Source organism: Streptomyces sp. NPDC001270, assembly GCF_042896695.1.
GTDB lineage: Bacteria > Actinomycetota > Actinomycetes > Streptomycetales > Streptomycetaceae > Streptomyces.
On sequence record NZ_JBIAXM010000039.1, the window covers coordinates 40,128 to 65,314 of the forward strand.

A 25,187-nucleotide genomic window follows, 5' to 3' on the forward strand; every position below is an offset into this window, starting at 1 on the left:
GACCTCGTTCAGGCCGCCCGCCGGGGGCGACGGCCCGCGACGAGGACCACGACGACGGCCGACAGCACCAGGCACAGCACACCGATGCCGAGCTGGGTCAGGTGCCACGCCCGGGTGAACGCCGCCAGTTCGGACCCTCGGTGGGCAGCGGTGAGCCGTCCGGAACTGACGGCCGCGGCCCGGCCGCTGTCTCCCAGGCGGCTGGTGAGGAAACCGAGCAGCGCGGCGCCGAACGCGGCGATCACCATGGCCTCGGCAGCGCCGCGCAGCGTGTTGAGGAAGCCCGCCGCCATACCGACGGAATCGGCAGGGACGAGGGACATGGCCTGACCGTCGGTGATGCCGAAGGACACGCCCATGCCGACCCCGATCATCAGCAGCGGGAGCGCGGCGATCACGACAGTGCCCCGGGGACCCAGTGTCACGAGGCAGAGATTGCCCGCGGCGACCAGGAGCAGGGCCAGGACGATCAGCAGGCGTGCCGGGACTCCTTTGGCGACGAGAGTCACCGCGGCCATGGGCATGACCAGCACGGGAGCGGTCAGCAACAGCATCGCCGCGCCCGCCGCGGCTGGGGTGAGGCCGGCGGCGGACTGGAGGTACGTCGGCAGGAAGACCAGCACTCCCAGGAACCCGATCGAGGTCGTCAGGGTGGCCAGGCTCCATCCCAGGAACCCGCGGTTCGCGACCAGCGCCGGGTCCAGGACCGGCGAGGCGCTACGGCGCTGCACGGCGGCGAAGGCGATGAGCGCCAGGAGTCCGCCGCCGGCCGTGCCGACCACGGCAGGGTCGGTCCAGCCGAGGGAGGGCGCCTCCAGCAGGGCGAACATCAGCAGGGCGAGAGCGGCCACGAACAGGATGCTGCCCGCCCAGTCGGTCCGCCCCGCGGCGGACCGGGACTCACGGATCCGCGTCCCGCCGAGCGCCACGAGCAGCGCGATGACGGTGAACACCGCGAAGCTGCCCCGCCAGCCCGTCGCCGAGATCAGCAGACCGGACAGGGTCGGACCGACGGCGATGCCGACCCCCGCCATGGTGCCCATCAGGGCGAACGCCCGGTTGCGGGCGGCTCCTTGGTAACCGGAGGCGAGGAGGGCACCGCCCGCCGCCATGATCCCGGCGCCGCCCGCGCCGGAGACTATGCGCGCCGTGTCGGTGAGCACGATCGACGGGCTCACCGCGGTGGCGAGGAACCCGGCCGAGAAGATCAGTGCCGAGACGACGAAGGTCCTGCGGCGGCCCACCCGGTCCGCGGTCGAGCCGGCGATCAGCGTCATCGCGGCGAACGCCAGGTTGTAGCCGGCCACGACCCAGTTCAGGGCCGGGCCGGAGGCGTTCAGCTCACGCCCGATCTCCGGCAGGGCCACGGCCGTGCCGGAGATCGACATGGCCACCAGCACCACTCCGGCCAGGACCACCGGAAGGGTCAGCGGCGACGGCCGGGCCGCGGCCGGGGCCTTCGCGCCCTCTGCTGCTGTGGATTCCACGGTGTCCGCTCGCTCTCCTCGACGGGACGGGTCGCCGAGAAGCCCACCAGCTCAACCGCGGTTGAGGGCAAGTGACCAGGTGGGGTTGGTGTCGGGTGACCTGGGGGCCGGGCGCGCGGCTCAGGTTCGGCACCGCCGCCGGGTCGGCACCGGTCCCGGTCCCGACCCGGCGTTCGCTGTCTCACGGACCGTCCGCCGACGCGGTCGAGGAGGCCGGGCCCGCCGCGCTCAAGCAGCCGGGTCGGGCGGGGTGAGCACACGTGGCCGCAGGCCGAGCGAGCGGATGTGCCGGGCGATCTCGGACAGCGGAGCCACCCAGGTGTCCCCGCTGTCGACGGCCTGCGCGATCAGTTCGTCCAGGGCGGCGGCGCGGGAGGGGCGACCGGACAGGAACGGGTGCGTGGTCATGACGAAGCACCCTCCTTCCCGCCGCATTGCCTCGAACTCCAGGGTCCAGATCTCCAGCGCCTTGCGGGGGCTCTCGATGAGGCCGCTGCCGGAGACCCCGGGCAGGTAGCAGTACTGCTCCCAGTCGTCGAGGGCCCACTGGACGGGAATCTCGACCAGGGACGACGGACCGCCGGGCACGGCGAGTTCGTAGGGGACATCGGCGTCCATCAGACTGCTGTCGTACAGGAAGCCGCGTTCGGCCAGCAGACGTGGGGAGTTGTAGGTGAGTTCCCACATCGGTGCCCGGTAGCCCACCGGCCGCACCCCGGCCACCGCCTCCAGGGCGTCGAGACCGCGGTCGAGGCAGCCGGCCTCGGTCCCGGCGTCCACCCCGGCCGGCGGCTCGTGCAGATAGCCGTGGTGGGCGATCTCGTGACCGCCGTCGACGATGGCGCGCACGGTGTCCGGGTAGCGGCGGGCGGTGAAGCCCGGCACGAAGAAGGTGCCGCGTACTCCCCGCCGGTCCAGGATGCGGAGCAGCCGAGGGACGCCGACCAGCGGCCCGTAGGACTGGTGGGACATCACGGACATGCGCTGTGCCGCCTGGGGATGCTCGTGCAGCACGGCGGATTCCGCGTCGACGTCGAAGCTGAAACAGGCGGCCGCGCGCCGGCCCCGCGGCCACACCACCGGCTCTGCGGGTTGAGGTGTCATCAGGAGCCCTTCGCACACAGGGAGACGAACTCGTAGGCGATGTTGGCCGCGGCGACGCTGGTGATGTCCGCGTGGTCGTAGGCGGGGGAGACCTCGACGACGTCCGCCCCGACGAGATCGAGGTCCTTGAACCCGCGGATGATGCCGAGCAGTTCCCGGCTGGTCATGCCACCGGCCTCGGGGGTGCCGGTCGCCGGGGCATGGGCGGGATCCAGTACGTCGATGTCGACGGAGACGTACAGCGGGGCGTCGCCGATCCGCTGCCGCAGCCGGTCGACGACATCACGCACCGTCAGCGTGTCGAGGTCGGCGCAGTGCACGATCGTGAAACCCAGCTCCGCGTCGTCCGCGAGATCCTGGGGGTCGTAGAGGGAGCCACGGATGCCGACGTGCGCGCTTGAACCGGGCAGGAACAGCCCTTCCTCCGCGGCCCGCCGGAACGGGGTCCCGTGGGTCAGGGGGGCGTCGAAGTAGGTGTCCCAGGTGTCGAGATGGGCGTCGAAGTGCACCAGGGCGACCGGCCCGTGCACCTGGTTCATCGCCCGCAGCAGCGGATACGCGATGGTGTGGTCGCCGCCGAGGGTGACCAGCCGCTGCCCGTCGCGGATCAGGGCGTGGGCGGCTTCCTCGATCTGCTTGCAGGCCCGGGTGATGTCGAACGGATCGCACGGCAGGTCGCCGGCGTCGACGACCTGCTGGTCGCTGAACGGCATCACGTCGAGCCGGGGGTTGTAGGGACGCAGCAGCCGGGATGCCTCGCGGATCGCGGAGGGCCCGAAGCGGGCTCCGGGCCGGAACGTCACGCCGCTGTCGAACGGCACACCGACGACGGCCACGTCGTGGCCCGGTACGTCCTGGATGCGGGGCAGCCGGGCGAAGGTGGTCAGGCCCGCGTAGCGGGGGCTGGCCTGGCCGTCGGTCTGGCCGACGGGTGCGGTCGTGCCCTCGTCGGGGTCGTTCAGACGCGGCATCGGGTGGTTCCTCCGTTGATCTGGATGGTCTGGCCCACGAAGGAGCCGATGCGGAAGTCGGCGAGCAGGGCCACCGCGGCGGCGATCTCCTCCGGCCGGCCGATCCGGCCGAGCGGAATGCCGTCCGCGTAGCGCCGGCGCATGGCGTCCAGGGGCAGTCGGGCGGCCCGGGCGTCGACCTGGAGCTGAGGGGTGTCGACCACGCCCGGTGCGACGGCGTTGACGACGATGCCCTCCGGTGCCAGCTCCCGGCCCAGGCTCTTGACGAGGGAGATCAGCCCGGCCTTGGAGGCGGCGTAGGCGCCGGCCTCGGGCCAGCCGGTGACGCCCCATTCGGAGGCGAGCACGACGATCCGGCCCCGGCCGCGGCGGCGCATGCCGGGCAGCACGGCCTGTACCAGGTGGAAGGTGCCGCTGAGGTTGGTGTCGACGACCTGCCACCAGTCGTCCTCGTCGTGCCCGGTGAAACCGCCCATGGTCATGTAGGCCGCGTTGCACACCAGGACGTCGATGTCACCGATCTCCCGGTGCAGCCCGTCGACCAGGGCGCGCACCTGCTCCCGGTCGGCTATGTCGGCGGGAGCGGGCACGCCGCCCGTCGCGGCGGCGACGGCGTCCAGGGCGGGCGTGCGCACCCGGTCGTTGACGGCGACGCGGGCTCCGGCCTCGGCCAGGCGGACGGCGACGGCCTGCCCGATCCCCTGTGCTGCTCCGGTGACCAGGGCGGTCGCGCCCGCCAGGGTTCGTGTCGGGTTTCCCATGGTCAGATCACGGCTCCACTGTTGGGGGAGAGGACTTCACCGGTGCAGAACGTGCCCTCCTCAAGGAGGAACCGCACGGTGGCGGCGACCTCGTCGGGACGCCCGAGCCGCCGGGCCGGCAGAGTCGCCAGATACTCCGGTGCCCGCCAGGGCGAGTCGGCGGCGAGCAGCGGGGTGTCGGTCGGGCCGGGGGCGACCGCGTTGACGCGGACTCCGCGAGAGGCGAACTCGGCCGCCAGGCTGCGGACGAGCCCGATGACCGCGCCCTTGGCCGCGGCGTAGTGCGCATCGCCCTCGCCGCCGCCGATCGCCAGCTCGGACGAGATCGCGACGACACTGCCGCCACCGCGTTCGGCCATGGAAGGCAGCACCGCCCGCGCGGTGTTGGCCAGCCCGCCGAGATGCACCCGCAGCATCCGCGTCCACTGCTCGGGGGTGATCTCGGCGACCGGCGCGGACGCGTAGTGGCCGGCCGCGCTCACCAGCGCGTCGATGGGACCCAGCGCCGCTTCCGCGCGGCCCACCGCGGTGCGCACGGAATCCGCGTCCGCGACGTCACCGGCGAGCATCAGGGCGGTCCCCGCGTCCCGCGGCGGGCGGAGGTCGATGCCGGCGACGGCCCATCCGGCCGCGCCGAGTTCCGCCGCGATGCTCCGGCCTATACCGCTGCCCGCGCCGGTGACGAGGGCCACTCGCTGCGAGGTGTGCGTGCTCATGCTGATCCCTTTCGCACGTCTCCCGGTACTCCCGGGCTGGTGACCGGCTGCGTGGGGGCGGCCGGGGCCGCCCCGGGACCGTCCGCGTGGAGGCGGTCGGCCAGTGGTTGCTTGATTCGCTTGCGGACGAAGGCGAAGACGAGGGCACCGGCGACCGCGAGCAGCGCGGTCGTGAGGATCATGCTCCACCGCAGGTACCAGGTGTCGCCCATGGACGAGCGCGGCCAGGCGATGTTGACGGTCTGGGCGATCGCCCACAGGGCGGCGAGCAGGGTCACCGGGGTGCCCCAGCGGCCGAGGCTGAAGGCCCCGGGCCGCCATTTCCCGCGCAGCCGGGCGATGGCCGCACCCACGACGGGGACGCCGAAGGCGATCTGGAAGCCCATGGTGGTGAAGTTCACCAGCACCCCGTAGAGGCTGGAGCCGGCGAGCAGGACGAGCACGGCCGCGACGACGCCGGTCAGCGCGATGGCGTTCACCGGGAGCCGCTCGGGACCGGCCAGCTTCGCCAGTTTCCTCGAACCCGGCAGGGCGTTGTCCCGGGCCGAACCCCAAAGACAACGTGAGACGGCCGCTTGGACGGCGAGGAAGCTGGACAGGAACCCGATCACGAACAGCACCAGCAGCGGCCGGGCGATCACCGATCCGAGCTGGCTGACCAGCGTCCGGGTCACCGGGTCGCCGGTCTTGGCCGCCATCACGTGCTGGAGGTCGGGGATGGCGAGGACCAGGGCGACGCTGGAGTACATCACGATCGCCGCCACACACAGCAGCGACAGGATGATCGCCTTGGGCACGTTGCGCTCCGGTTTCTCCACCTCCTCGGCGATGGAGCCCGCCGCCTCGAAGCCCACGAACGACCACCCGACGTAGGCGGTGGCGACCAGCAGCGGCCCGCCCAGCCAGGAGCCGGTGCTCTGGGTGCCGAAGCCGTCGACGAGCACGTGCAGCGGATTGACCCGGTGGAACAGCAGCAACAGGGTGCTCAGGCCCACCGAGCCGACGACCTCGCAGACGATGCTGGCCACGACCATCACCTTCAGGACCCTGCGGCCCACCATGTTGGCGACGCTCCCCGCGGCCAGGATCGCCATCGCGGCGCCGACGGTCACCGTGCGTCCGGGGTCGTCCACCCCGAGCGCAGGCAACAGGAAGCCGGCCGCCCCGTACGCCAGGGTGGACAGGGCGATCGTGAGCCCCCAGGCGTACGCCCAGGCGGCCACCCACCCCCACGAGGTGCCCCGCACGTGCCGGGCCCACTGGTAGACGCTTCCCGCGTACGGCCACCGCGAGGAGAGCTCACCGAAGACACACGCCACGAGCAGCTGTCCGACCAGCACGATCGGGAAGGCCCACACGAAGGCCGGGCCCGCCGAGAACAGCCCCAGGGTGAAGATCGCGTACAGCGCGACGATGGGGGACACGTCCGCGAAGGCCAGGGAGAAGGCCGAACGCAGGCTGAACCCCCGGTTGAGGCGGCTCTCGCCCCCGTCGTCCGTCGTCGCTCCGGCGCCCGCTGTCCGGGACGCAGCCGGATGCTCGGTCATCCGCCGTCTCCTTGCCTGCCCCGTCCAGGGGGCCTCACGTCACTGTCCGTCCATCCGGGAGGCCGGACTGCAGGGAGTCTGCGGCGCGGCAGGCGGAAGCTCCACCGCGCGAAAACCACAATCGCAGATTGCCATTTGAGTGATCGCACAACACAATCACTGGGAACACACAAACCCCGCGGAGGAGCCGTGCGTGCCACCGTCGCAGACGTGCTGAACCTGCCCCACCTGCGTCTCGCCCTCTTCGCCGGTGCGTCGGGCCTGGACAGAACCGTCTCCTGGGCTCACGCCTCCGATCTCGACAGCCCGTGGGACTGGATGGCGGGCGGCGAACTGCTGATGCGCAACGGGCGCACGCTCCCGGCGGACGGCGCCGCCCAGGCCGCCCTGCTGCACAGCTGCGCCGACGCCGGCGCCAGCGGCATCGTGGTCGGCGAGGACCCTCAGATGCCCGCACTGCGCGGCGCACTGCGCGCGGCCGCAGAGGAACGGGACCTGGCCGTGCTCACCGCGTCGTACTCGGTCAGTTTCGCCGCGGTGGCGCGTGCCGTCGCCGACGCCAACTCGGGCGAGGACTCCGCGCGCTTCGGCCAGATCGAACGGATCTACGGCGCGCTGAGGGACACCCTGGGCGGCCGGACCGGTGACTCACCCATCGCCCGGCTGGGCCGTGATCTCGGCTGCCGTCTGCTGCTGCTCGACACCTCCACCGGCCACCCCGTCGACCCGACGGCCCCGGAACCGGACCCCGCGCTGCGCGAGGCACTGCTCGCCGGCATCGGCGCACACGACGGCCGGATCCCCGGAGTGCTGCACCTCCAGCCGGCCGGCCGCACCACGGCACTGGCGGTGGAGGTCCCCGCCGCGGAACCCGCGGTCCTGGTCGCCGTGGACCTGCCCGGCATGGACACCTCCCTGCTGCACCACCTGGCCACCGCCGCCGCCGTGGAAACCGCCCACCAGGCGATGGTCCGGGAACACGAGCGCCGTCTGGGCGCCGAACTCCTCGCCCATCTCTTCGACACCCGCATCGACGGCCCCACCGCCCGCCGGGAGCTTTCGGCCACCGGACTCGATTCCGCCCACGCCCTCGTCGTGGCCGCACACCACGACGACGGCCCAGGACAGCGGGATCTCCACCTGACACTGAGCCGCCGCCGCATCCCCCACCTGCTCCTCAAACGCGGCGACCTGTTCCTCGCCCTGCTGCGCGACGACCCGAGCGACCTCGCCGCCCTGCACCACAGGCTCGGACCGCGGACGGCACTCGGCGTGAGCACCACCGTCGGCAGCCCCGAGCGGATCCCCGCGGCCCGGCGCGAGGCGGTGTGGGCCCTGTCCCTGGCCCGCACCTCACCCGAGCGGAGGGCCCGCTACGGCGACGAGACGACCTACACGGTGCTGCGCAGCATCGAGGAGGCACAGACGGTCGCGGACCGGGTCCTCGGCCCGCTGCTCGACTACGACGAGGCCAACGGGACCGACCTGACCGGTTCGCTGGAGACCTTCCTGCGGCACCGCCGGTCGTGGCAGCGGACAGCGGCCGCCCTGAACGTGCACAAGCAGACGGTGATGTACCGGATGCAGCGAGTGGAACAGCTCACCGGCCGCCTGCTCGCCGAGACCGCCGACCTCACCGAACTGTGGATCGCCTTCCAGGCCCGGGCCCTGCTCTCCGGCACCACGACGTCCTGATCCGGTGCCCGGACTACTTCAGCCCGCTGAGCATGACGCCGCGGATGTAGTACTTCTGCAGCAGCAGGAAGAAGACCAGGACCGGAAGGACGCTCAGGACCAGTCCGGCCATGACGACGGGCAGCGTGCGGGTCGGGTCGACGTAGTCCTGCAGGAGCTGGATGCCGACCGGCAGGGTCATCACCTCCGGGTCGGCGGTCGAGACGAGCAGCGCCCAGATGTACTCGTTCCAGGCGTCCACGAAGGTCAGCAGCCCGAGCGTCACCACCACCGGCCTGGTCTGCGGCACCACGATCCGCCACCACACGGCGAACTCGCCGGCCCCGTCGAGCCGCGCCGCCTCGATGACCTCGTCCGGGATCGACACCATGAACTGGCGCATCAGGAAGATCCCGAAACCGTTGACGAGGAACGGCATGGCGAGCGCCGCGATGCTGACGGTCAGGCCCGCCCCGCCCTGCCCGAACAGGTCGTTGCCGCCCGCCAGCGGCCAGTGCACCAGGATCAGGAAGTGCGGGACGAAGAACAGGAACGGCGGGAACATCATCGTCGACAGCACGAGACGGAAGACCAGGTCCCGGCCGGGGAAGCGCAGTTTGGCGAGCGCGTAGCCGGCGAGCGACGACGTGAGCAGCACCGATCCGGTGATCACGGCGGTGGCGACGACGCTGTTGCGAAAGAGCACCGGCAGATCGAGCTGGTCGATCGCTGCCCGGTAGTTGGACAGGTCGAACGCCTCGGGCAGGAACCGGTAGGGCAGCGTGCCCGCTTCGCCGGGCCCCTTGAAGGACGTCATCACCATGTCGAGGAACGGCACCACTGTGAGGACGGCGCCGGTCACGACGACCAGATACGACAGCCACGGGAAACGGCGGCGGCTCACGCGTCCTCCCCCGTGCGCCGGAAGAACCACAACTGCGCCAGGGTGACCACGAGGACCACCAGGAACAGCACGAAGGCGGCGGCGCTCGCGGTGCCCCAGTCGCCGTACGAGAAAGCCTGCCGGTACATCTCCAGTGCGGCCACGTTCGTCGCGTCACCCGGTCCGCCCCTGGTCATCACGGTGATCAGCGCGAAGGACTGCAACCCGGTGAGGAACTGGGTGACGCACACGAACAGCAGGGACGGCCGCAGCAGCGGCAGCGTGATCTTCCAGAAGACGGTGACGGGCCCGGCGCCGTCGAGCGCGGCGGCCTCGTAGTACGACTCGGGAACGGACTTCAGCCCGGCCGTCAGGACGAGGATCGCCGAGCCGGCCGAGGCCCATGCCTGGACGACCACCACCGAGGGCAGCGCGGTGTCCGGGTCCTGAAGGAACGCCACCGAGCCGAGTCCGAGGGCGTTGAGCACGCCGTTGACCAGGCCGCCCGGCTCGTACATGTACTTCCACACGTTGCCGACGGCGACGACGGTCGTCACGATCGGCAGGAAGTACAGGGTGCGCCACAGCCCCTGGAACCGCAGTCTGTCGATGCAGACGGCCACGAGCACCGAGCCGGCGAGGGTGAGGGCCACGGTGCCCAGGGCGAACAGCAGCGTGTTGGTGAGGATCGGCGTCAGGAACGTCGACCCGTCCGCGAAGAGACCGGCGAAGTTGTCCAGGCCGACCGGATCGATGTCACCGAGGTCGAAACCGGTCCAGCGGGACAGGGACAGCAGCAGCGCGAAGCCGAGCGGCAGGATCAGGAAGACCACGAAGAACAGCAGTGTCGGCGCCAGGAAGAGATAGGCGACGACGGCCTGGCGGCGCCGGCGCCGGGCCGGGCCGCGGTCGTCGTCGGCGGCGGCCCCGGCGGAGCGCGGGTCGTGCGTCCGCTCGGTCGTCACCGACGTCAGCGTGTTCACCATGCGCGGGACATCTCCTGATCGACCTGACGGCGGGTGGTGCGCAGCGCCTCGTCGACCGACTGCTGACCGGTCCACAACGCCTCGATGTTCTTGCGCAGCAGCGACTTGGCCTGCTGCGCGCCCGGCCCGTTCGGCTCCGGCACCGCGTACCCCAGGGCGTCCAGGAACGGGCGCAGGTTGGGGTCGCCGTCCCCGCTCAGGAGCGTGCGCATGTCGTCGGCACGGCCGGTCATGGAACCGGCCGACACCTGGAGCGAACTCATCCGGGTCGCCGCCGCGCCCTTCCGGGCGCTTTGCACCCCCACCTTCTCGGTGTTGAGCCAGCGCAGGAACTCCCATGCCTCGCGGGGGTGTTCGCTGGCCGCGTTGACCCCCAGCATGAAGCCGGTGGCGAGTGTGGCCCGCTCGTCGGCCATGTCGGGGAGGGGCAGCGGCGCGACACCGACGTCACGGTAGTCCTTGCCCATCAGGGCCTTCAGGCTCCCGGTCCACCAGCCAGCGCTGACCACCATGGCCACCTGCCCGGACGGGAACGCCTTGTAGACATTGACGCCGGGGGCGCTCGCGCCGTTGGCGACGAGCCGGTGCTCCAGGTCGAACACGGCCCGGCCGGCCGCGGAGTCGATGGTGGTGCTCCTGCCGTCCGCGGAGACGAACGTCCCGCCGGCGGCGCCCAGCAGCGCCAGGGTCTGACCGACGGTGGTGGAGTCGTCGATGGTCGACAGCCCGAACCCCTGGACCAGCGTGTTGCCGTACCGGTCCCGTTCGGTGGTGCGGTAGGCCGTCTCCTCCAGCTCCCGCCAGGTGCGCGGAGGGCCGTCGACGCCGGCCTCACGCAGCAGCCGCCTGTTGTAGTACAGGGCGTACGTCTGCACCTCGGTGGGGTAGCCGTAGACCGTGCCCCGCACCGACGAGGAGCGGGCCGCAGCCCCGCCGTAGCGGCGCGTGATCTCCTCGGCGTGCTCGGCCGGAGCGGGGCGCAGGACACCGGCCCGGACGAGCTGGCCGTTCCACAGGCAGTACGGGTGGAGGATGTCGGTGCCCTGGCCCGCGGCCTGCCGGACCATGAACGTGGTCAGCAGGTCGGTGAACTCGACGGCTTTCGTCATGACCTTGATCCGGTCGTGCGTGGCGTTCCACTCGTCGACCGGGCCTTGCAGCGCCGCCTTGAGCGCCCCGCTCGCATAGTGGGACAGCAGGGTGAGGACGATGGGATCACCGGGGCGCCCGGTGCCCCGGTGGGGCGCGGCGCAGCCGGACGCGAGCAGCGCCGAGGGCAGCGCGAGCGCGAAGTGACGGCGGCTCAGTCCGCCGGTGCGGCGGGACGACGTCATCGGGCGGTCTCCCGGCGCATCACACGGAACACCCGGGTCGTGGTGAAACCGGCCGTGTGGTACAGCCGGCCCGCCGGGGACCGCTCGCCGGTCCACAGGAACCACGCCGAGTGCGCACCGCGCGCCCGCATCCGCTCCAGCACCAGGTGGAGCAGGACCTTGCCGAGTCCGGCGCCGCGCAGTTCCGCCAGCACGCCGAACGGGCCGAACCGCTCGTCCGTGGACCCGTACGCGCCGTGCATCGCCCAGCCGGCCAGGCGGCCCGCGGGGTCCCGGGCGACGACGATCCGGTCGAGCGGCGTGCCCACGGCCAGGCAGTCCCGGATCGCGCGCGCCCAGTCCGGGCTGAACCGCTGCCCGGCGAGCGCCAGCAGTTCCACCAGGTCGTCGTCGGCCGGGGTGGCGAACCGGTGGCCCCGCGCCGTCAGTTCGTCGAAGCGGCGCGCGACGTCGTCCGGGAGGCGGTAGCCGACCAGACACCGGTCCATCGCCGCTGCCTCGTACAGCGTGCGAAAGCCCAGGGACTCAAGGAGCCCGGCCGCTTCCGGATACGCCGCTCCGTCCAGGCCGGGCAGGACGTAGTTCGGGGTGTACGAGGAGAAGTCCACCCGGGTACGGCCGTGGCCGTGCAGCCAGTCGAGGGCGTCGGTCAGCAGCTCGCGGCCGAGGCCGCGCCCGCGGGCGGCCGGGTCGACGAAGAAGAACGGGATCCAGCCCTGCTCCGGTTCCAGGTCGGTGCCGGACATCGGTGTCAGCCGGCGCACCGCGTAGGCGGCGCCGACGACACGGTCGCCGTCGACCGCGATCCGCAGCCCTTCAGGGTCGAAGTTGGCGTCGAGCAGGACCGTCGAGCGGAAGCGGTCCGGGGTGACCGGGTCGGCGGGCGCGGCGCGGCACCACGCCGCCACCAGCTGCGGGCCGTCGCCCGCACGAAAGCCACGCGTCCTGGCCCGGGTCTTCGTCGTGCGATCGGTCATCGACGGGTCTGTCCTTCCCTGCGCGGGCCACCGTCAAGTCAGCGCCACCGCATGCCTTTTGGGACACGGGCGAGTCGTCGTGCCGCGGGGTTGGTTCGCCGCCGCTGAGACCGCCCGCACGGAGAGTAGGGGCGGGCCCGGGTATCGGCACGCGCGCGCACGTACGGCACCTGGACCTGTCGTCGCTCCGGCCGGTTCCGTACGGCCCGGTCCCGGGGCCCAACGGCTTCCCGGTCGTCACCGCGAATCGGGCGTCCGCGCTCATCCCTTGCCCCCGTCTGCCGGTGACCTCTCGAAGCAGTGGTAGCAAATTTAGTTGTATGTCCGGTAATTGTGCAATGATCCGCCGGTGTCACCCGCCGGGAGAGCCGTAAGAATCTCCGTGTGCCGGCCGGAGCGGCGTGGCGGCGGGAATGCCTTCGAAGGTCATTCACCGGACGGCGTTCAGAGGCTTCGGCGGTCGCCTCTTTCAGGTCAGGCGTCCGGGATCCGACGGAGTGTCAGATCACTAAAAATGACAATTGCGCACTATCTTCCACGGTTGACGGGCCTGAGCGCCCTGCCCTGCCGGTCCCGGCGCGCCACGCACACGGACCGGGGTCCGTCATGTCCGGCCCGCCCGGTTTCCGCCCGCCCGAGGACCGTCCGCCGAGAGAGAGACCGTCATGCGCCCATTTCCCAAGGTGGCTCGGCTCCTGGTTGCCTTGGCGCTTGCCGTGACCTGGCTGTCCGGCTGTGACGCGCCGCAGTCCGAGCGGGCGGGAGCCGACGTGTCGCCGGCCGGGCAGCACACCAAGGGCGCCGACCTCCAGAACCCCCCGGAGATGGTGAGCCGGAACGGGGTGCTGCGGACCACCCTCGTGGTGGAGCGGCGCAAGGTGTGGGTGGGCGACCGGAAGCTGTGGGCGCTGACCTACAACGGCCGCTACATGCCGCCCACGCTCCGTGTCCAGCCGGGCGACCGCATCGAACTGGCCATGGTGAACCGCGTCGGGAAGAAGTGGCAGGGCGTCACGCCGGACACCAACCTGCACACACACGGGCTGCACGTCTCCCCGCGCCGGCCGGCCGACGACATCTTCCTCTCCATCAAGCCCAACACGACCTACAACTACACCTACCGGCTGCCGCGGGACATCACACCGGGCACGTACTGGTACCACTCGCACATCGACATGTACTCGGCCCCGCAAGTGGCCGGCGGTGAATCGGGCCTCATCATCGTCGACGGGCTGCGGAAGTACCTGCCGCCCTCCCTGCGCGACATCACGGAGCGCGTGGTCGCCCTGAAGGACAATCAGATCCAGGGCGACGAGATCCATGTCTATCCGCTGAAGATCCAGCCCCCGACCAACCGCACGGTCAACGGCCAGCAGAATCCCGTGATCCGGATCCGTCCGGGGGAGACCCAGCTGTGGCGGCTCGCCAACATCGGCGCCAACATCTACTACAAGCTGCACCTCAAGGGGACCACCTTCCACGTGATCGCGCAGGACGGTTATCCCGTCCACCGGATCTACTCCACGGACACGCTGATCATCCCGGCCGCCGCCCGGTACGACGTGCTGGTGCAGGGAGGCGAGGCGGGCACCGCCCAGCTGGAGACGCAGCCGTTCTACACCGGGCCGGCGGGCAACAGCTTCCCGCAGGTGAACCTGGCGACGGTCGCCACCGGCGGTTCCCCGGTGGCGCGGGCCGCTCTCCCGTCCCTCTTCGGGCCCCTCGACGACCTCACCCACGCCCGGATCGCCGACCGCAAGACGATGGTGTACACGGAGCAGGAAAACCCTGACAAGTACTACATCAACGGCAAGTACTACGACCCGAACCGCATCGACTTCGTCTCCCGGCTCAACACCGTCGAGGAGTGGACCGTCACCAACGACACGCAGGAGGACCACTCCTTCCACGTCCACACCAACCTGTTCCAGGTGATGTCCCTGAACGGAAAGCCGGTGGACCCCGCCTACGCCTGGCACGAGACGGTCAACATCCTGCGTGGACAGAAGCTCGTCCTGCGGATCCGGTTCAAGGACTTCACCGGGCGGACCGTGCTGCACTGCCACCTCCTCAACCACGAGGACATGGGGATGATGTCGGTCCTGGACATCGTCGACGGCAGCACGGGTCCTGGAAAGGGCGACGAGAAGTGACCGCGGGCCCCGGATCGGCCGGGTGCCGCTCAGGGGCCGTGAACTCGGTCCGTCGGCGGACACCGGCCCGAGGGCCGTCGGCCGGAGGAGGAGTCGCGGACGCGTCGGGACGGCGGTGACGGGCCCGCGGGCGGGCGGCGTCGCCCGGTTCCGCTCCGCCTCGGCGTGGCCTGCCTGACCTGCGGCGGACAAGGGCGTTGCGGAACGCGGCTGCCACGAACGCGCCCACCAGGGGCGCCAGCAGGTAGACCCAGAGGAAGTCCAGCCGCCCGGCGGCGAGGGCCGGTCCGAACTGGCGGGCCGGGTTGACCGACCCACCGGTCGTGGTCCCCAGCAGGGCGATCGCCGCTCCGATCAGGAGCCCGACGAGCCAGGGGACCAGCGGCACCAGTCCGGGCACCGCGAGGAACACCCCGACGAGCAGAACGATGATCCCCATTGAGGTGGCCTCGCCGGCGAACAGCGCTCCGGCGGACCAGCCGGGCCCGGGTTGCAACGCGGCGTCGCTGACCGGCGGTCTGCCCAGGGCCGGGCCCCATACGGCGCGGCCCGCCAGCGTGCCCAGGAGGGATCCGGCGAGCTGCGCCACGCTGTACGGGACTACCGCGGCGCCGGGAAAGAGGCCGAAGCGCCACATGGCAAGCGAGATGGCCGGATTGATGTGCCCACCTGATGCCTTTCCGGCCGGGCTGAGGATCAGCAGCGCGAGCAGCACCCCGACACACGCGCCGATGACGAGCAGCTCCTGGTGGATCCCGGGGATCGTGGCCGACACGGGCGACGGGCCCGCGACCCAGCGCACGATCGTGGTCACACCGAAGAGGAGCACCGTCGCGAGCAGGCACTCCGAGGCGCTGCCCCGTGCCACCGTTCGCCAGGTGAGCGCGGTGGCGGGGGCGGTGCGGTCCGGTGAACCGTTCGGTCCGGGGGCCAGGCTCATGAGGGCGGGTTCCGGGGTGGGTCCTCCAGCGCGGATGGACGAGGAGCCGGCTTCATGGGCAGATGACGACGCGGCCACGGATCCCGTTCTCCACCGCGAGGTAGGCGTCCTGGCCGTGCTCCAGACCGTAGCGGCCGGTGATGGGCGGCGGGGTGAACTGTCCGGATTCGAAGAAGGGTGTGAGCCGTTGGAGCCGGGCGCCCGACTCGACGACGTCGTAGCGTGCGCTGTTGCAACCGAGGACGCGGCTCTCGTTGCGGTACAGGGCGACCAGGTCGGTCTGCACGGTCCGCGTGCCCACGGCGCTGATCACCACGAGCCGGCCGCGCGGGGCCAGGGAGGCCAGTGCGGCGGGTGTGGTGACACCGCCGACGGCGTCGTACACCACGTCCGCGCCCCTGCCGCCGGTGAGCTGCTTGATCTGGCCGGCGATGTCCTGCGGGGCGCCGTCCAGCGCGACGAACTCGTCGCTGACGGTTGCGGCCGGGCTCCCGTCGGCCGGGTGCGCCCGGGCCAGACCGATCACATGCGCGCCGAGGGCGTGGGCGATCTGGGCCACGGCGCGGCCGACGCCGCCGGAGACACCGAACACGGCGATGGTCTCGCCCTTGGTCAGCTGGGCGGCCTCGACGGCACCGAGCCAGCCGGTGACGAAGTTGACGCCCACGGTCGCGGCCTCCTCGAAACTCAGCCGCTCGGGCTTGCGGGCCAGCGCCGCCGCCGGAACGGTGATCGTCTGCGCGTGCGAGCCGTCGCGGGTGAAGCCGACGTCGCCTCCGGTGCCCCAGACCTCGACGCCGGCCCAGTCACGGGGGCCGTCGATGACGACGCCGGCGAAGTCGCGGCCGGGAATGCGGGGAAGGGTGGTGTCCTCGAACTGGCCGGCGATGTTCTTCAGGTCCGACGGGTTCACCGAGGCGGCCCGGACGGCCACCACGGCCTCGCCGTCCCCCGGCACGGGGTCGGGCAACTCGGCGAGCGACAGGACTCGGGGATCGCCGAAGCGGTCGAAACGCAGAGCACGCATGACGGGACCTTTCTGGGCTGGGCAGGTTTTTCAGTCCGCCGTGTGGCGCCCCCCCACACCACCCAGCATGACGCGTCCGTTTCATCGCGTCCAGCGAAAGGATTTGATGAAAACTATCTTGATTGAAGATAGTGAGGGTCGGAGGCTCGCGGCGGCTGGGATTACCGCGGCTCCGGCCGGTCCGCGGACGGAACCTGTGGTGCTTTCCGGCCATTCTCAGGTTCCGTCCCCGCCCGACGAGGGGCCGTGCGCCCGTACCGGGAATCGGGACTCAGGCGAAGGCCGGGTCGTACCGGCCGTACCGCCGCCCCTCCGGGTCGAAGGCGAAGCCGAAGTAGTTCTTGTAGAAGGTGAAGTGCCTGCTGAAGCCGCTGTTGATGTGCATCAGCGGACGGGGGCCGGTGTCGGGTTCGGCGTAGGTGCCGATCAGCCCGCCGAACGTCCTCCGCCGGGAGGCGACCGCGAGGGCGTGGCTGTAGGAGGACAGGAGGTATTTGCGGAAGAACCGCTTCATCTCACCGAAGGTCACGTCGACCTCCCGATGGCCGGGGAAGGTGGTGCCCAGACCTTTTTCGAGCACGTAGATCTGGCCCTGAGTGAGATTGCGGAACGCCAGGGCCTTGCCGTCCGGAAGACCGGCGGACCGGTATTCGGGGTGGAATTCCAGCTTGGTCAGGATCTGGTGGACGGTCTCGTCGAACGCGCAACCCCAGGTCCAGTTGATGCCGTCGGGGTGATAGGCGGCCTGGAAAGCGGCGAGTTCCACGGGCTCCATGTTCGCCGCGTGGAAGTCCTTCGCACGCGGATCCTTGTCGTCGGGGTCACGCCCGGAACGGGAGGTTCTTGGGCGGCAGTTCGTACCCCGCCACCAGGACGAAGTGTTTCATCCGCTAGTCCTCGACCCACTCGCCCTGGGCGTTCTGCACCCAGCGGGGCAGCCGGTCGTCGGCGCGGAGCCGTACGAGGCTGGTGGGGATGCGTACGGTCCAGTGCTCGCCCTGGGGGATCTCGTCACCGGGCCGGTCGAGCCGTTCGGCGATCTCGTCGGCGATCGGCAGGTACAGCGGGCTCGACACGGTCGGGAGGGGGCCGCCGTTCCACAGTTCGCCGAAGTTCATGAAGTGGTCGATGGCACCTTCGAAGCCGAAGCGGGCGGGGACCGTGACCCGGCAGTACCCGGCCTTGAGGAACTGGTTGAACAACGGGTCGGGGTCGTCGTACGCGAGGCGCTCGTCCCACTGGCCCTTCCGGCCCCAGAAGTACGGGTACGCGACCCACGTCGCAGTTCTTGCGCAGTTCGTGGGCGATCAGCTCCTGGTTGGCCTGCGGGTTGCGGCCCTCGATGGCGACACCGGCCTCCAGGGTCAGGGCGGCGAGCTTCTCCTCGTACTCGGCGAGCCGGGCGCGGTAGGCGGTGGTCAGCTTGGCGTGGGTCTCCGCCCGCCACTTCTCCATCGCGCGCTCGGTGCGCCTGCACTTGACCTCGACGGCCACCGCGACCTGGGAGAGACGGAAGGTGTCGACGGCGACCGGAAGGGAGCCCTGCTCCTCGTCCAGCATGGTGATCCACACCCAGCTGTCCCCCGGACCGAACCGGTGCGTCCTGCGACCCACCGCGACGTCCAGGGAGTGCTGGCTCTCCCAGATGTTGCACAGGTAGGCCACGGACCCCTGGAACGCCTGGTAGCCCTCGTCGACGGTGATCTGGCCGGAGTGGTTGTAGTTGGTCTTGCTGTCCCCGCCGCCCGCCTTGAAGTCGAAGGACTTGGTCACGTACGTCTCGGGCGGCGGGGTGACGTCCGTCGCCTGGTACGCCTGCACCCAGTAGTGGTAGTTGGTCTCGTCGACCTGGTTCGCCTGGAGGGTGAAGGACGGCGGCTTGTCGAGCTGGACGGCTCCCGCGTGCGCCGACTGGAGGGTGTGGATGAGGAACGCGGCGGGTTCCGGGATCATGAAGTCGAACATGGTGCGCAGCCCGTAGTTGAACATCTGCGCCTGGTACACCTTGTTCACCCACTGGTAGACACCGGAGATGTGCTCGATGCCGGGGTTGTTGTCCAGGGTGTGGGTGTTCTTCTCGGTGACCTCGGTGGTGACCCGCAACGAGGTGCGCTCCAGCACTCGTTCGGCGATCTTGCTGGCACTGCGCTGGGTGACGTCCTGGGAGAAGTCGGAGGCCGACTTGGTCGCTTCCTCCTTCGACCGGGAGACGGAGCCTTCGGCGGAGGCCGAGAACTCCACCGTGGGTCCGTACTTCCCGGAGACCGTCAGCCCGGCCTTCAGCGCCGCGTCCTCCTTGATGACGGCACTGGACTCCCGGCTCATCTCGAAGCGGTCGGTCGACTCCAGCTCACGCTCCTCGGAGGTGGTCGTCTCCGTCTCCCGCACCGTGATCTGCTCGGTCTCCTCCCGCCGGGTGTGCTCGCGCAGTTTGGTCTCGCCCTTGAGCACGTTCTCGATGTGGGCGATGTCGGCGCCCTCGTAGCCGATCAACTGCTGCCGGACCACGAGGAGATCGGCGACTCCGGACGGCTTCACGCTGCCCTGGGCGGCCGGAACGCGCTCACCCTCCAGCGGGATCTGCTCGATCGGATCCAGTTCGCCGACGGTGATCGCGTTCCACACCGACGGCAGCGGTGTGGAGGTGGTGACCAGCGTGCCGCCGATGCGCCGTACGCTGCGTCTGGCCGGCTTCCCGAACAGCTTCTCCAGCTCGGCGGCCGTCTGGTCGACCTCGCTCTGGAGCAGGGCGACGATCCGGTCCAGCGGCTGGGCGCTCACGTCGATGCCGCGTGCCGTCAGCAGGGTCCGGGTGGCCTCCGACAACTGCTGCGCCGCGTTCGGTCCGAGCCGGAAGCTCAGCTCCTTGAGGACCGCCGGGATGAAGCCGGGGCTGCCCGCGAGCAGGTCCGGCTTGGCGCCGAAGACCTCGCCGGCGAGCTGCGCGGCTCCGGCCACGACCGTGGGCTGCGCGGGATCCGGCGGGGGCTCCTCGGCCGCGGCTTCAGCGCTGGTGCCGCCGACCACGCCGCCGCCGGTTCCCGTACCCGCGCCCAGGGCCCGCAGGTTGGCCTCCGCGAGACGGCTGTGGAAGCTGATCTGACGGGCCAGTTCGGCGGGCGGGGTGTAGTCGGCGGGCGGCAGCACCTCCGCCGACTCGCTCTGCGCGGAGATGCTGAAATGCTCGCCGCCCAGGCCGGTGAGTTCGCCGATCGCCGTACGCAACTGCCGGTAGACCCCCAGCAGTTGCTCCGCTCGTGCTCGCCGGACCCCGGCGGCCTCGGCCTCCTTCTCCCGCTGCCTGCGTTCGGCCTGGAGGGTGGACAGAACGGGTTCGAGTCCGGTCGCACCCGGCAGCCGCAGCGGACGCCTGCGGGCCCGCCGCAACTCCTGGGGGCCGGCCGGGAAAGCGGTGTGTGTCACGAGGCGCGAGACGATCTCCAGGTGACGCAGCTGACGGACGAGTTCTTCCAGCGGTCTGGTGTGCTCGGCGGGCAGGTACTTGATGGCCAGCACACTGTCCCGGAGCCGGGCCACGGCATCCTTGTACGGTGCGCTCTGCACGACGTCCGCCGGGGCCGCGCCGAACGCGTCCCGGGCGGCGGCGATCACCGTGTCCCGCAGCGAGGGCGGTAACGGCGCGGCGGGGCCGGGTCTCGACCGCTGCCGCCGCTGCTCTCGCCGAGGCCAGGGCGGGCAGCCGGTCGAGCGTGGCCGCGAACCTGGCCGTCTCCTTGGCGAGAGGGGCCTGCTCGGGCTTGCCGACGAACAGCGGGCCGACGACGTACGCGCCGACCACCCGCCGCAGTTCGGGGCGGGGGTCCGGCGTGCTCGACGCGACGGACAGGGCCCGCTGGAAATCGGTCTGCTGGGACAGTCCGACGCTCGGGTTCCCGGGGTCCTGCGTGATGGCGGGGCGTAACAGGGCCAGACGGAAAAGAGGTTCCATGGTGACTCCTGCGGGGGTGGCTGGGCGCCGTTCGCAGCCCGATCCGGCGCCTCCTGGCGTACTCACTATGCGGTGGTCCACCGGGCCCAGGGCTGAAGTTCACTCTCGTGAGTGTTCCTCGGTGCCGAAGGACCGTTCTGTCTTGGCAGGGGCATCTCAGTCGGTGCGTGGCGGGGCCCGGCGGCTCATGCCGCCCCAGGCCGCCGACGCCGGAACCGGCGCGGCCCACCATACATACTTGTATGTATGGTGACAGGGTGCGGCGAGACCACTCCGCACCGACCGGCGGCGCGCCGTACCGGGTCTGCCCGGCTGTCGATACGTCGTCGGACATGACCTGTCGACGAACCGATGGAGGATCCCATGGCGTACGCGAGTTCCGTCGAGATCGTGGAGGCGTTCTGGGAGCAGGTGTGGAACGCACACGATCCGGAGAAAGCAGACGACTTCGTCGTCGAGGACTTCGTCATCACCAACGCGGGAGAGCGCATCGAGGGACGTGACAACTTCAAGAACTGGATCAGGGCCTTCCTCGACCAGGTCGACGACCTCCGGCTGGAGGTGATCGAGACCTTCCAGAACCAGGACGGCAGCCGGGTCGCCTCACGCTGGCGCCTGCACGGACGGAACAACGGCGTCCTGGGCACCGAGGCCGACGGGCGGCCGATCTCCTTCAGCGGCACCGCCGTCTGGGCGGTGCGCGAGGACGGCAAGCTCGTGCACAACTGGGTCGAGCGTGCCGGCTGGGAGCTCTACCAGCGCCTCACCGCGACGCCGGCCGAAGACGGCTGACGCGGCCCGGCCGACCGAGCCGCCGACTGCACCGGCGCCCACCACAGGTCCGGCGCCCGCCACGGGGCCGGAGCCGGACGAGGTGTTCGCCGTCGTCGACCGTGCCGACCCGACCGGTGACGTAGGCGTGGGCCATGAGGAAGAAGCGGGCCGCCCTGACGGCGGAGGTGGCGGCTCCCTCGACGGCGCCGAAGCGGTGATCGACGTCGCCCGCCCACTCGCCGGCCCCCGCGGCGTGGACGCCGAGCAGGAGATCACCGGCCCCGTCCGGTGCGCGCCGACAGGTCGTGCAGCCCGAAGGCCGAAATGTTCTCCGGGACCGCTGGTCCGGGGATACAGTCCGGCCAGGGCCGGGATCGGGGACCAGGAGGGGCCGACGTGCTGGAGGTCGTGGCGCTCAGCGCGCTCACCGCGTTTCTCACCTCAGTGGGCAACGGCGCTGCGGGGGAGATGGGCAGACAACTCCTCCTGTCGACAGGCGCGCTGCTCAGAAGGACGACCGGACAACAGACACCACTGCCGGCCGACCCGGAGGAGCAGGCGGCACTGGCCGGCCTGGTGCACGCGCGGCTGGGCAACGACGCCCGGCTGGCCGGCGAATGGGCACTCCTCCTGCGCACCCACACTCAGCAGGCGGCGACCCTCTCCCGCACCGCCGGACTGCCGCCCGCCCCCCATCACTTCACCAACCGTCAGAACGTCCTCAAGCAACTGGCGAGGGAAGCGACCCGGCCCGCCGCGGGCCGTCCGCGCGTCGCGCTGCTCCACGGGCCGCCCGGCATCGGCACGACCGCTGTCGCCCTGCACCTGGGCGCCGCGCATCACACCCGGTTCCCCGACGGACAGTTCTACGTCGACCTGCGTGACACGGCGTCGGACAGTGGACTCGAACCGTCCGCGGTCCTGGCGCGTCTGCTGCGGCAGATGGGTGTCGAGCCCGAGGACATCCCTTCCACCGGAGCCGACCGGGAACGGCTCTACCGGCAACTCACCGCGGGCCGCCGGGCATTGGTGGTCATCGACCACGCGTCCTCACTCGCCCAGGTCCGCGGCCTCACGCCCGGCACACCCGACGTGCTCCTGCTCGTGGTCGTCTCCGGACGGCCCTTCGCCCTGGAGGCGGAGCGCGTCGAGGTCCAGCCGCTGAGCGATCGTTACGCGGTGCGGATGATGCGGAACCTGGCCGGGCGGGAGAAGATCGCCCGGGCCAAGGCACGGATGCCGTACCTGCTCGACCGGTGCGCGGGCAACGCGTTCGCCTTGAAGGCCGCGGCGATGCAACTGGCGGCCGAATCCGATCACTCCACCGGCCCGCGGCCGACCGCGGGACCCGACCTGCACGATCCGGTGCGCGAGGCGGTGGAACAGGCCGGCCGCCGCCTGCCGCCGTCGACCGTGCGCCTGTGCCGGCTCGCGGCACTGGGCGGCTGGCCCAGTCTCGACCCCTACCTGGCCGCCGCCGCGGCGGGCACCCGGCCGGAACAAGCCGCCCGGATGCTCGCCGAAGCGGCCGACGCCCAACTGCTGGAGCCGCTGGCGGACGAACGCTACCGATTCCGGCCCGAGGTACGCCGGTACCTGGTGGACACCGCGGGACCGGAACACGGCATCGCCGAGTGCTCCGCTGCCGTCAACCGCAGCCTGGACGCCGTACTGAACCGGGCCCTGCACGCCGCGCACGCCGCCCTCCCGCAGAGCTGGCGCACCGAGCCGAAACCGCGGAGCGGGACCGCCTGCCAGGACGAGGCGGAGGGGCTGGCGGTCCTCGCGGCCGAAGCGGGCAACGTGGTCCGGGCGGTGTCACTGGCCGAGGAGCACCAGCACATCACCACGGCCCTCCGCCTGGCCCGCACCCTGTGGCCCTTGCAGCTGAAAGCCGGACACAAGGACGAGGCGCTGCCCGCACTGCGGGTGGCGGCCCGCTGCGCCGACGCGCACCGGCCCCGCACCCGCATGGCCGGGGCGCTCCACTTCCAACTGGCCTTCTGCCTGGACCAACTGGGCCAGGTGGACGAAGCGAACCGCGAGGCGCGCGCCGCGGTGGACTGCGAGCAGGCGGCAGGGCATCTGCGGGGAGAGGCGTCGGCCGTCGAACTACAGGGCCTGCTCGGTCTGTACCGGTTCCGGTTTCCGGAGGCGTACGAGCGTTTCACCGAGGCCCAGCGCGTCTACCAGCAGATCACTTCCGGCCAGGAAGGCGCCGCGGACCTGCCCCGCGCCCTCGCCCTGGTCGAGCGCCACCAAGGGCGTGCGCTGCGTGGCATGGGCCGCCTTGAGGAGTCCCGGCACCTGCTGCAATCGGCCGTCGCCTTCTTCGAGCGGGAAGGGGAGGCGTACAACACCGCACGGGTGCTCACGGACCTCGCCGAAACCCTTCATGACGCGGGCGAGAACACCGAGGCGCTGACGAGGATCGCCGCGGCGGAACGCCTGCTCACGCCGGCCGCGGTCCCGCACCTTCAGTACCTCACCGGTCTGCGGCTGCGCTGCGAGGCCGCGGGGTGACGGGTGCCACGGCCACCCGGTGCCCATGCCCGGCGGCGTGCACCCGGAGTGTGCAGCCGTCGCGCGGAACACGATTGCCTGCCGACAGCCACGCGTGGAGTGAGGAGGCGTATGCCGCCGGATCGGCGTCGGCATCCGGGCCGGCGGACAACCGGAACACACCGCCGTCCCGAGTCCGTACGAAGCACTCGTCCGGGCCGCCGGCGAACACCGCCATGGCGCACTGCGGGTAGCGGCGCAGCACCTCCGTCGTCCACAGCTGCCAGCCGCCCAGGCGGGGATCGTCCGGCTGCCCGTCACGCACGATCACGTCGGCCACCTCCAGGCCGCCCGGATCCCGGGTGTCCTCGTGCACGGCGACATGCAGGTCGCCCCTCGCGTGATACGGGGCCTCCGCGGACCGCTCGATCCGCACTTCCGGTCCGTCGACACATGTCCGGACCCGCAGCAGGGCCGTTCGGCGCGGTGGATCGTACGCGGGCAACGGCAGCGGCTCCAACAGCGCCGGAGCCGACGGTTCGGGCAGGTCCAGCAGCCGGTAGAAGTGCCGTCGCAGCAGTGTCGCCGAAGCGCCTGGCACCGATGTGACGAACTCCGCCGTGCCGGCCGCCGGGGGCCCCTCGGCCGGCAACTTCTCCACCTGGGCACGCAAGGGGCCGTGCGGATCCAGCCGCGGCGCCTGCCGGACGAAGGCCGCGAGCGGTGCCTCGGGGTCCAGCCGGTCCCGGCCGTCGGCCGCCAGCAGTACCGGCACACCCAGAGCCGCCGCGTAGTAGGAGACCGACCCGAAATCGCCTATGAGGGCGTCCGCCGCGAGAACGGCCTGCCGCCAGGCGTGCACGGGATCGACCAGGGCCAGCCCGTTGCGGCATGCCTCATCCAGCCAGGCGCGGATCTGCCCCGGTCCGTGCCCGTACCAGATGTTCGGGTGCAGCACCGCGGCCAGCCGGTAGTCGTCGGCCGGCAACTCGGCCGCGAGCCGCGGAAGCAGGCCCGGCAGGACGTCCTGACCGCCGTCGCCGAAGAACCCCTCCGGGTTCCAGGTGGAACTCAGGACGACGAGCCGCTGGCCCCGCCGCACACCCAATGCCCGCCTGAAACGGGCCCGGTGAGGACGGGCGGCGAGCATCCGGTCGAAGCAGGGATCCCCGGCCAGCACGGAAGCCTCGACGGCCTCGGGGCAGACACGGCGCAACCGTTCCAGTTGTTCCGGGTGGGACAGGACCAGGCCGTCCACGAAGGGCTTGCCATCGGCCAGGAGCCACTCCGACGACAAACCGAAGGTCGGCTCCCGGCTCCCGGCTCCCGGCTCCCGGCTCCCGGCTCCCGGCTCCCGGCTCCCGGCTCCCGGCTCCCGGCTCCCGGCTCCCGGCTCCCGGCT

Annotated in this window: 20 protein-coding genes; 4 read left to right on the forward strand and 16 right to left on the reverse strand. The window is 71.3% G+C overall.

Translation table 11 applies throughout. The annotated features are described in order from the left end of the window. Window positions 1–8 precede the first annotated feature (8 nt). The 6 genes from ACFY2B_RS39250 to ACFY2B_RS39275 form a co-directional block, all read right to left on the reverse strand. Window positions 9–1,487 carry an MFS transporter gene (locus ACFY2B_RS39250; protein WP_390767837.1) on the reverse strand — a complete coding sequence of 493 codons (1,479 nt, stop codon included), beginning with the start codon at window positions 1,485–1,487 and terminating at the stop codon, window positions 9–11. Between the two features lie 228 nt (window positions 1,488–1,715). Further along, the gene (locus tag ACFY2B_RS39255) at window positions 1,716–2,591 is read right to left on the reverse strand and encodes a polysaccharide deacetylase (protein WP_390767838.1); all 876 of its coding nucleotides are present in this window, start codon (window positions 2,589–2,591) and stop codon (window positions 1,716–1,718) included. Further along, entirely contained in the window at window positions 2,591–3,562 is a 972-nt protein-coding gene (speB, locus tag ACFY2B_RS39260; protein ID WP_390767839.1) for an agmatinase, read from the reverse strand. The genes ACFY2B_RS39255 and speB overlap by 1 nt, the downstream gene beginning before the upstream one ends. Then, window positions 3,550–4,323 (reverse strand): SDR family NAD(P)-dependent oxidoreductase, encoded by a 774-nt coding sequence (locus tag ACFY2B_RS39265; RefSeq protein ID WP_390767840.1) that lies wholly within the window; start codon window positions 4,321–4,323, stop codon window positions 3,550–3,552. The genes speB and ACFY2B_RS39265 overlap by 13 nt, the downstream gene beginning before the upstream one ends. Window positions 4,324–4,325: 2 nt before the next feature. Continuing rightward, window positions 4,326–5,039 (reverse strand): SDR family NAD(P)-dependent oxidoreductase, encoded by a 714-nt coding sequence (locus ACFY2B_RS39270; RefSeq protein WP_390767841.1) that lies wholly within the window; start codon window positions 5,037–5,039, stop codon window positions 4,326–4,328. After that, a complete protein-coding gene (locus ACFY2B_RS39275; RefSeq protein WP_390767842.1) occupies window positions 5,036–6,586 on the reverse strand; it encodes an APC family permease in 1,551 nt (516 codons plus the stop codon). Before ACFY2B_RS39275 ends, ACFY2B_RS39270 begins: the two co-directional genes overlap by 4 nt. Window positions 6,587–6,775: 189 nt before the next feature. On the opposite strand from ACFY2B_RS39275, the gene ACFY2B_RS39280 reads away from it, so the two are divergent. Further along, on the forward strand, window positions 6,776–8,281 hold the full coding sequence (locus tag ACFY2B_RS39280) for a PucR family transcriptional regulator (RefSeq protein ID WP_390767843.1): 1,506 nt from the start codon (window positions 6,776–6,778) through the stop codon (window positions 8,279–8,281). A 13-nt stretch (window positions 8,282–8,294) separates the two neighbouring features. Here ACFY2B_RS39280 and ACFY2B_RS39285 read toward each other — a convergent pair whose 3' ends face one another. From ACFY2B_RS39285 to ACFY2B_RS39300, 4 genes are read right to left on the reverse strand one after another with little or no spacing between them, the layout of a single operon-like run. After that, window positions 8,295–9,164, reverse strand: coding sequence for a carbohydrate ABC transporter permease (locus ACFY2B_RS39285; protein WP_390767844.1), 870 nt, complete (start codon window positions 9,162–9,164; stop codon window positions 8,295–8,297). Then, complete coding sequence (locus tag ACFY2B_RS39290) at window positions 9,161–10,129, reverse strand: carbohydrate ABC transporter permease (RefSeq protein ID WP_390767845.1); 969 nt, start codon at window positions 10,127–10,129, stop codon at window positions 9,161–9,163. The genes ACFY2B_RS39285 and ACFY2B_RS39290 overlap by 4 nt, the downstream gene beginning before the upstream one ends. Beyond that, the gene (locus ACFY2B_RS39295; protein WP_390767846.1) at window positions 10,123–11,463 is read right to left on the reverse strand and encodes an ABC transporter substrate-binding protein; all 1,341 of its coding nucleotides are present in this window, start codon (window positions 11,461–11,463) and stop codon (window positions 10,123–10,125) included. The genes ACFY2B_RS39290 and ACFY2B_RS39295 overlap by 7 nt, the downstream gene beginning before the upstream one ends. Then, the gene (locus tag ACFY2B_RS39300; RefSeq protein ID WP_390767847.1) at window positions 11,460–12,440 is read right to left on the reverse strand and encodes a GNAT family N-acetyltransferase; all 981 of its coding nucleotides are present in this window, start codon (window positions 12,438–12,440) and stop codon (window positions 11,460–11,462) included. Before ACFY2B_RS39300 ends, ACFY2B_RS39295 begins: the two co-directional genes overlap by 4 nt. Window positions 12,441–13,144: 704 nt before the next feature. Here ACFY2B_RS39300 and ACFY2B_RS39305 point away from each other — a divergent pair. Continuing rightward, window positions 13,145–14,593 carry a multicopper oxidase family protein gene (locus ACFY2B_RS39305; RefSeq protein ID WP_390767848.1) on the forward strand — a complete coding sequence of 483 codons (1,449 nt, stop codon included), beginning with the start codon at window positions 13,145–13,147 and terminating at the stop codon, window positions 14,591–14,593. On the opposite strand, the gene ACFY2B_RS39310 is transcribed toward ACFY2B_RS39305, so the two are convergent. The 5 genes from ACFY2B_RS39310 to ACFY2B_RS39330 form a co-directional block, all read right to left on the reverse strand. Continuing rightward, on the reverse strand, window positions 14,511–15,533 hold the full coding sequence (locus tag ACFY2B_RS39310) for an MIP/aquaporin family protein (protein WP_390767849.1): 1,023 nt from the start codon (window positions 15,531–15,533) through the stop codon (window positions 14,511–14,513). The two genes, ACFY2B_RS39305 and ACFY2B_RS39310, sit on opposite strands and share 83 nt — an antisense overlap. Before the next feature lie 52 nt (window positions 15,534–15,585). Then, the gene (locus ACFY2B_RS39315; protein WP_390767850.1) at window positions 15,586–16,560 is read right to left on the reverse strand and encodes a zinc-binding alcohol dehydrogenase family protein; all 975 of its coding nucleotides are present in this window, start codon (window positions 16,558–16,560) and stop codon (window positions 15,586–15,588) included. A gap of 271 nt (window positions 16,561–16,831) precedes the next feature. Next, entirely contained in the window at window positions 16,832–17,326 is a 495-nt protein-coding gene (locus ACFY2B_RS39320) for a hypothetical protein (RefSeq protein WP_390767851.1), read from the reverse strand. A 124-nt stretch (window positions 17,327–17,450) separates the two neighbouring features. Beyond that, window positions 17,451–17,636, reverse strand: a complete 186-nt coding sequence (locus ACFY2B_RS39325) for a hypothetical protein (protein WP_390767852.1) — start codon at window positions 17,634–17,636, stop codon at window positions 17,451–17,453. Next, window positions 17,572–20,172 (reverse strand): hypothetical protein, encoded by a 2,601-nt coding sequence (locus tag ACFY2B_RS39330; protein ID WP_390767853.1) that lies wholly within the window; start codon window positions 20,170–20,172, stop codon window positions 17,572–17,574. The genes ACFY2B_RS39325 and ACFY2B_RS39330 overlap by 65 nt, the downstream gene beginning before the upstream one ends. Before the next feature lie 700 nt (window positions 20,173–20,872). Here ACFY2B_RS39330 and ACFY2B_RS39335 point away from each other — a divergent pair. Both ACFY2B_RS39335 and ACFY2B_RS39340 read left to right on the forward strand, forming a co-directional pair. Beyond that, window positions 20,873–21,301: an ester cyclase gene (locus ACFY2B_RS39335; protein WP_390767854.1), complete on the forward strand. Its 429-nt coding sequence runs from the start codon at window positions 20,873–20,875 to the stop codon at window positions 21,299–21,301. A 378-nt stretch (window positions 21,302–21,679) separates the two neighbouring features. Next, complete coding sequence (locus ACFY2B_RS39340; protein ID WP_390767855.1) at window positions 21,680–23,806, forward strand: AAA family ATPase; 2,127 nt, start codon at window positions 21,680–21,682, stop codon at window positions 23,804–23,806. On the opposite strand, the gene ACFY2B_RS39345 is transcribed toward ACFY2B_RS39340, so the two are convergent. Further along, window positions 23,769–25,187, reverse strand: a 1,419-nt coding sequence (locus ACFY2B_RS39345; RefSeq protein WP_390767856.1) for a hypothetical protein, incomplete at its 5' end; no start/stop codon positions are given. The two genes, ACFY2B_RS39340 and ACFY2B_RS39345, sit on opposite strands and share 38 nt — an antisense overlap.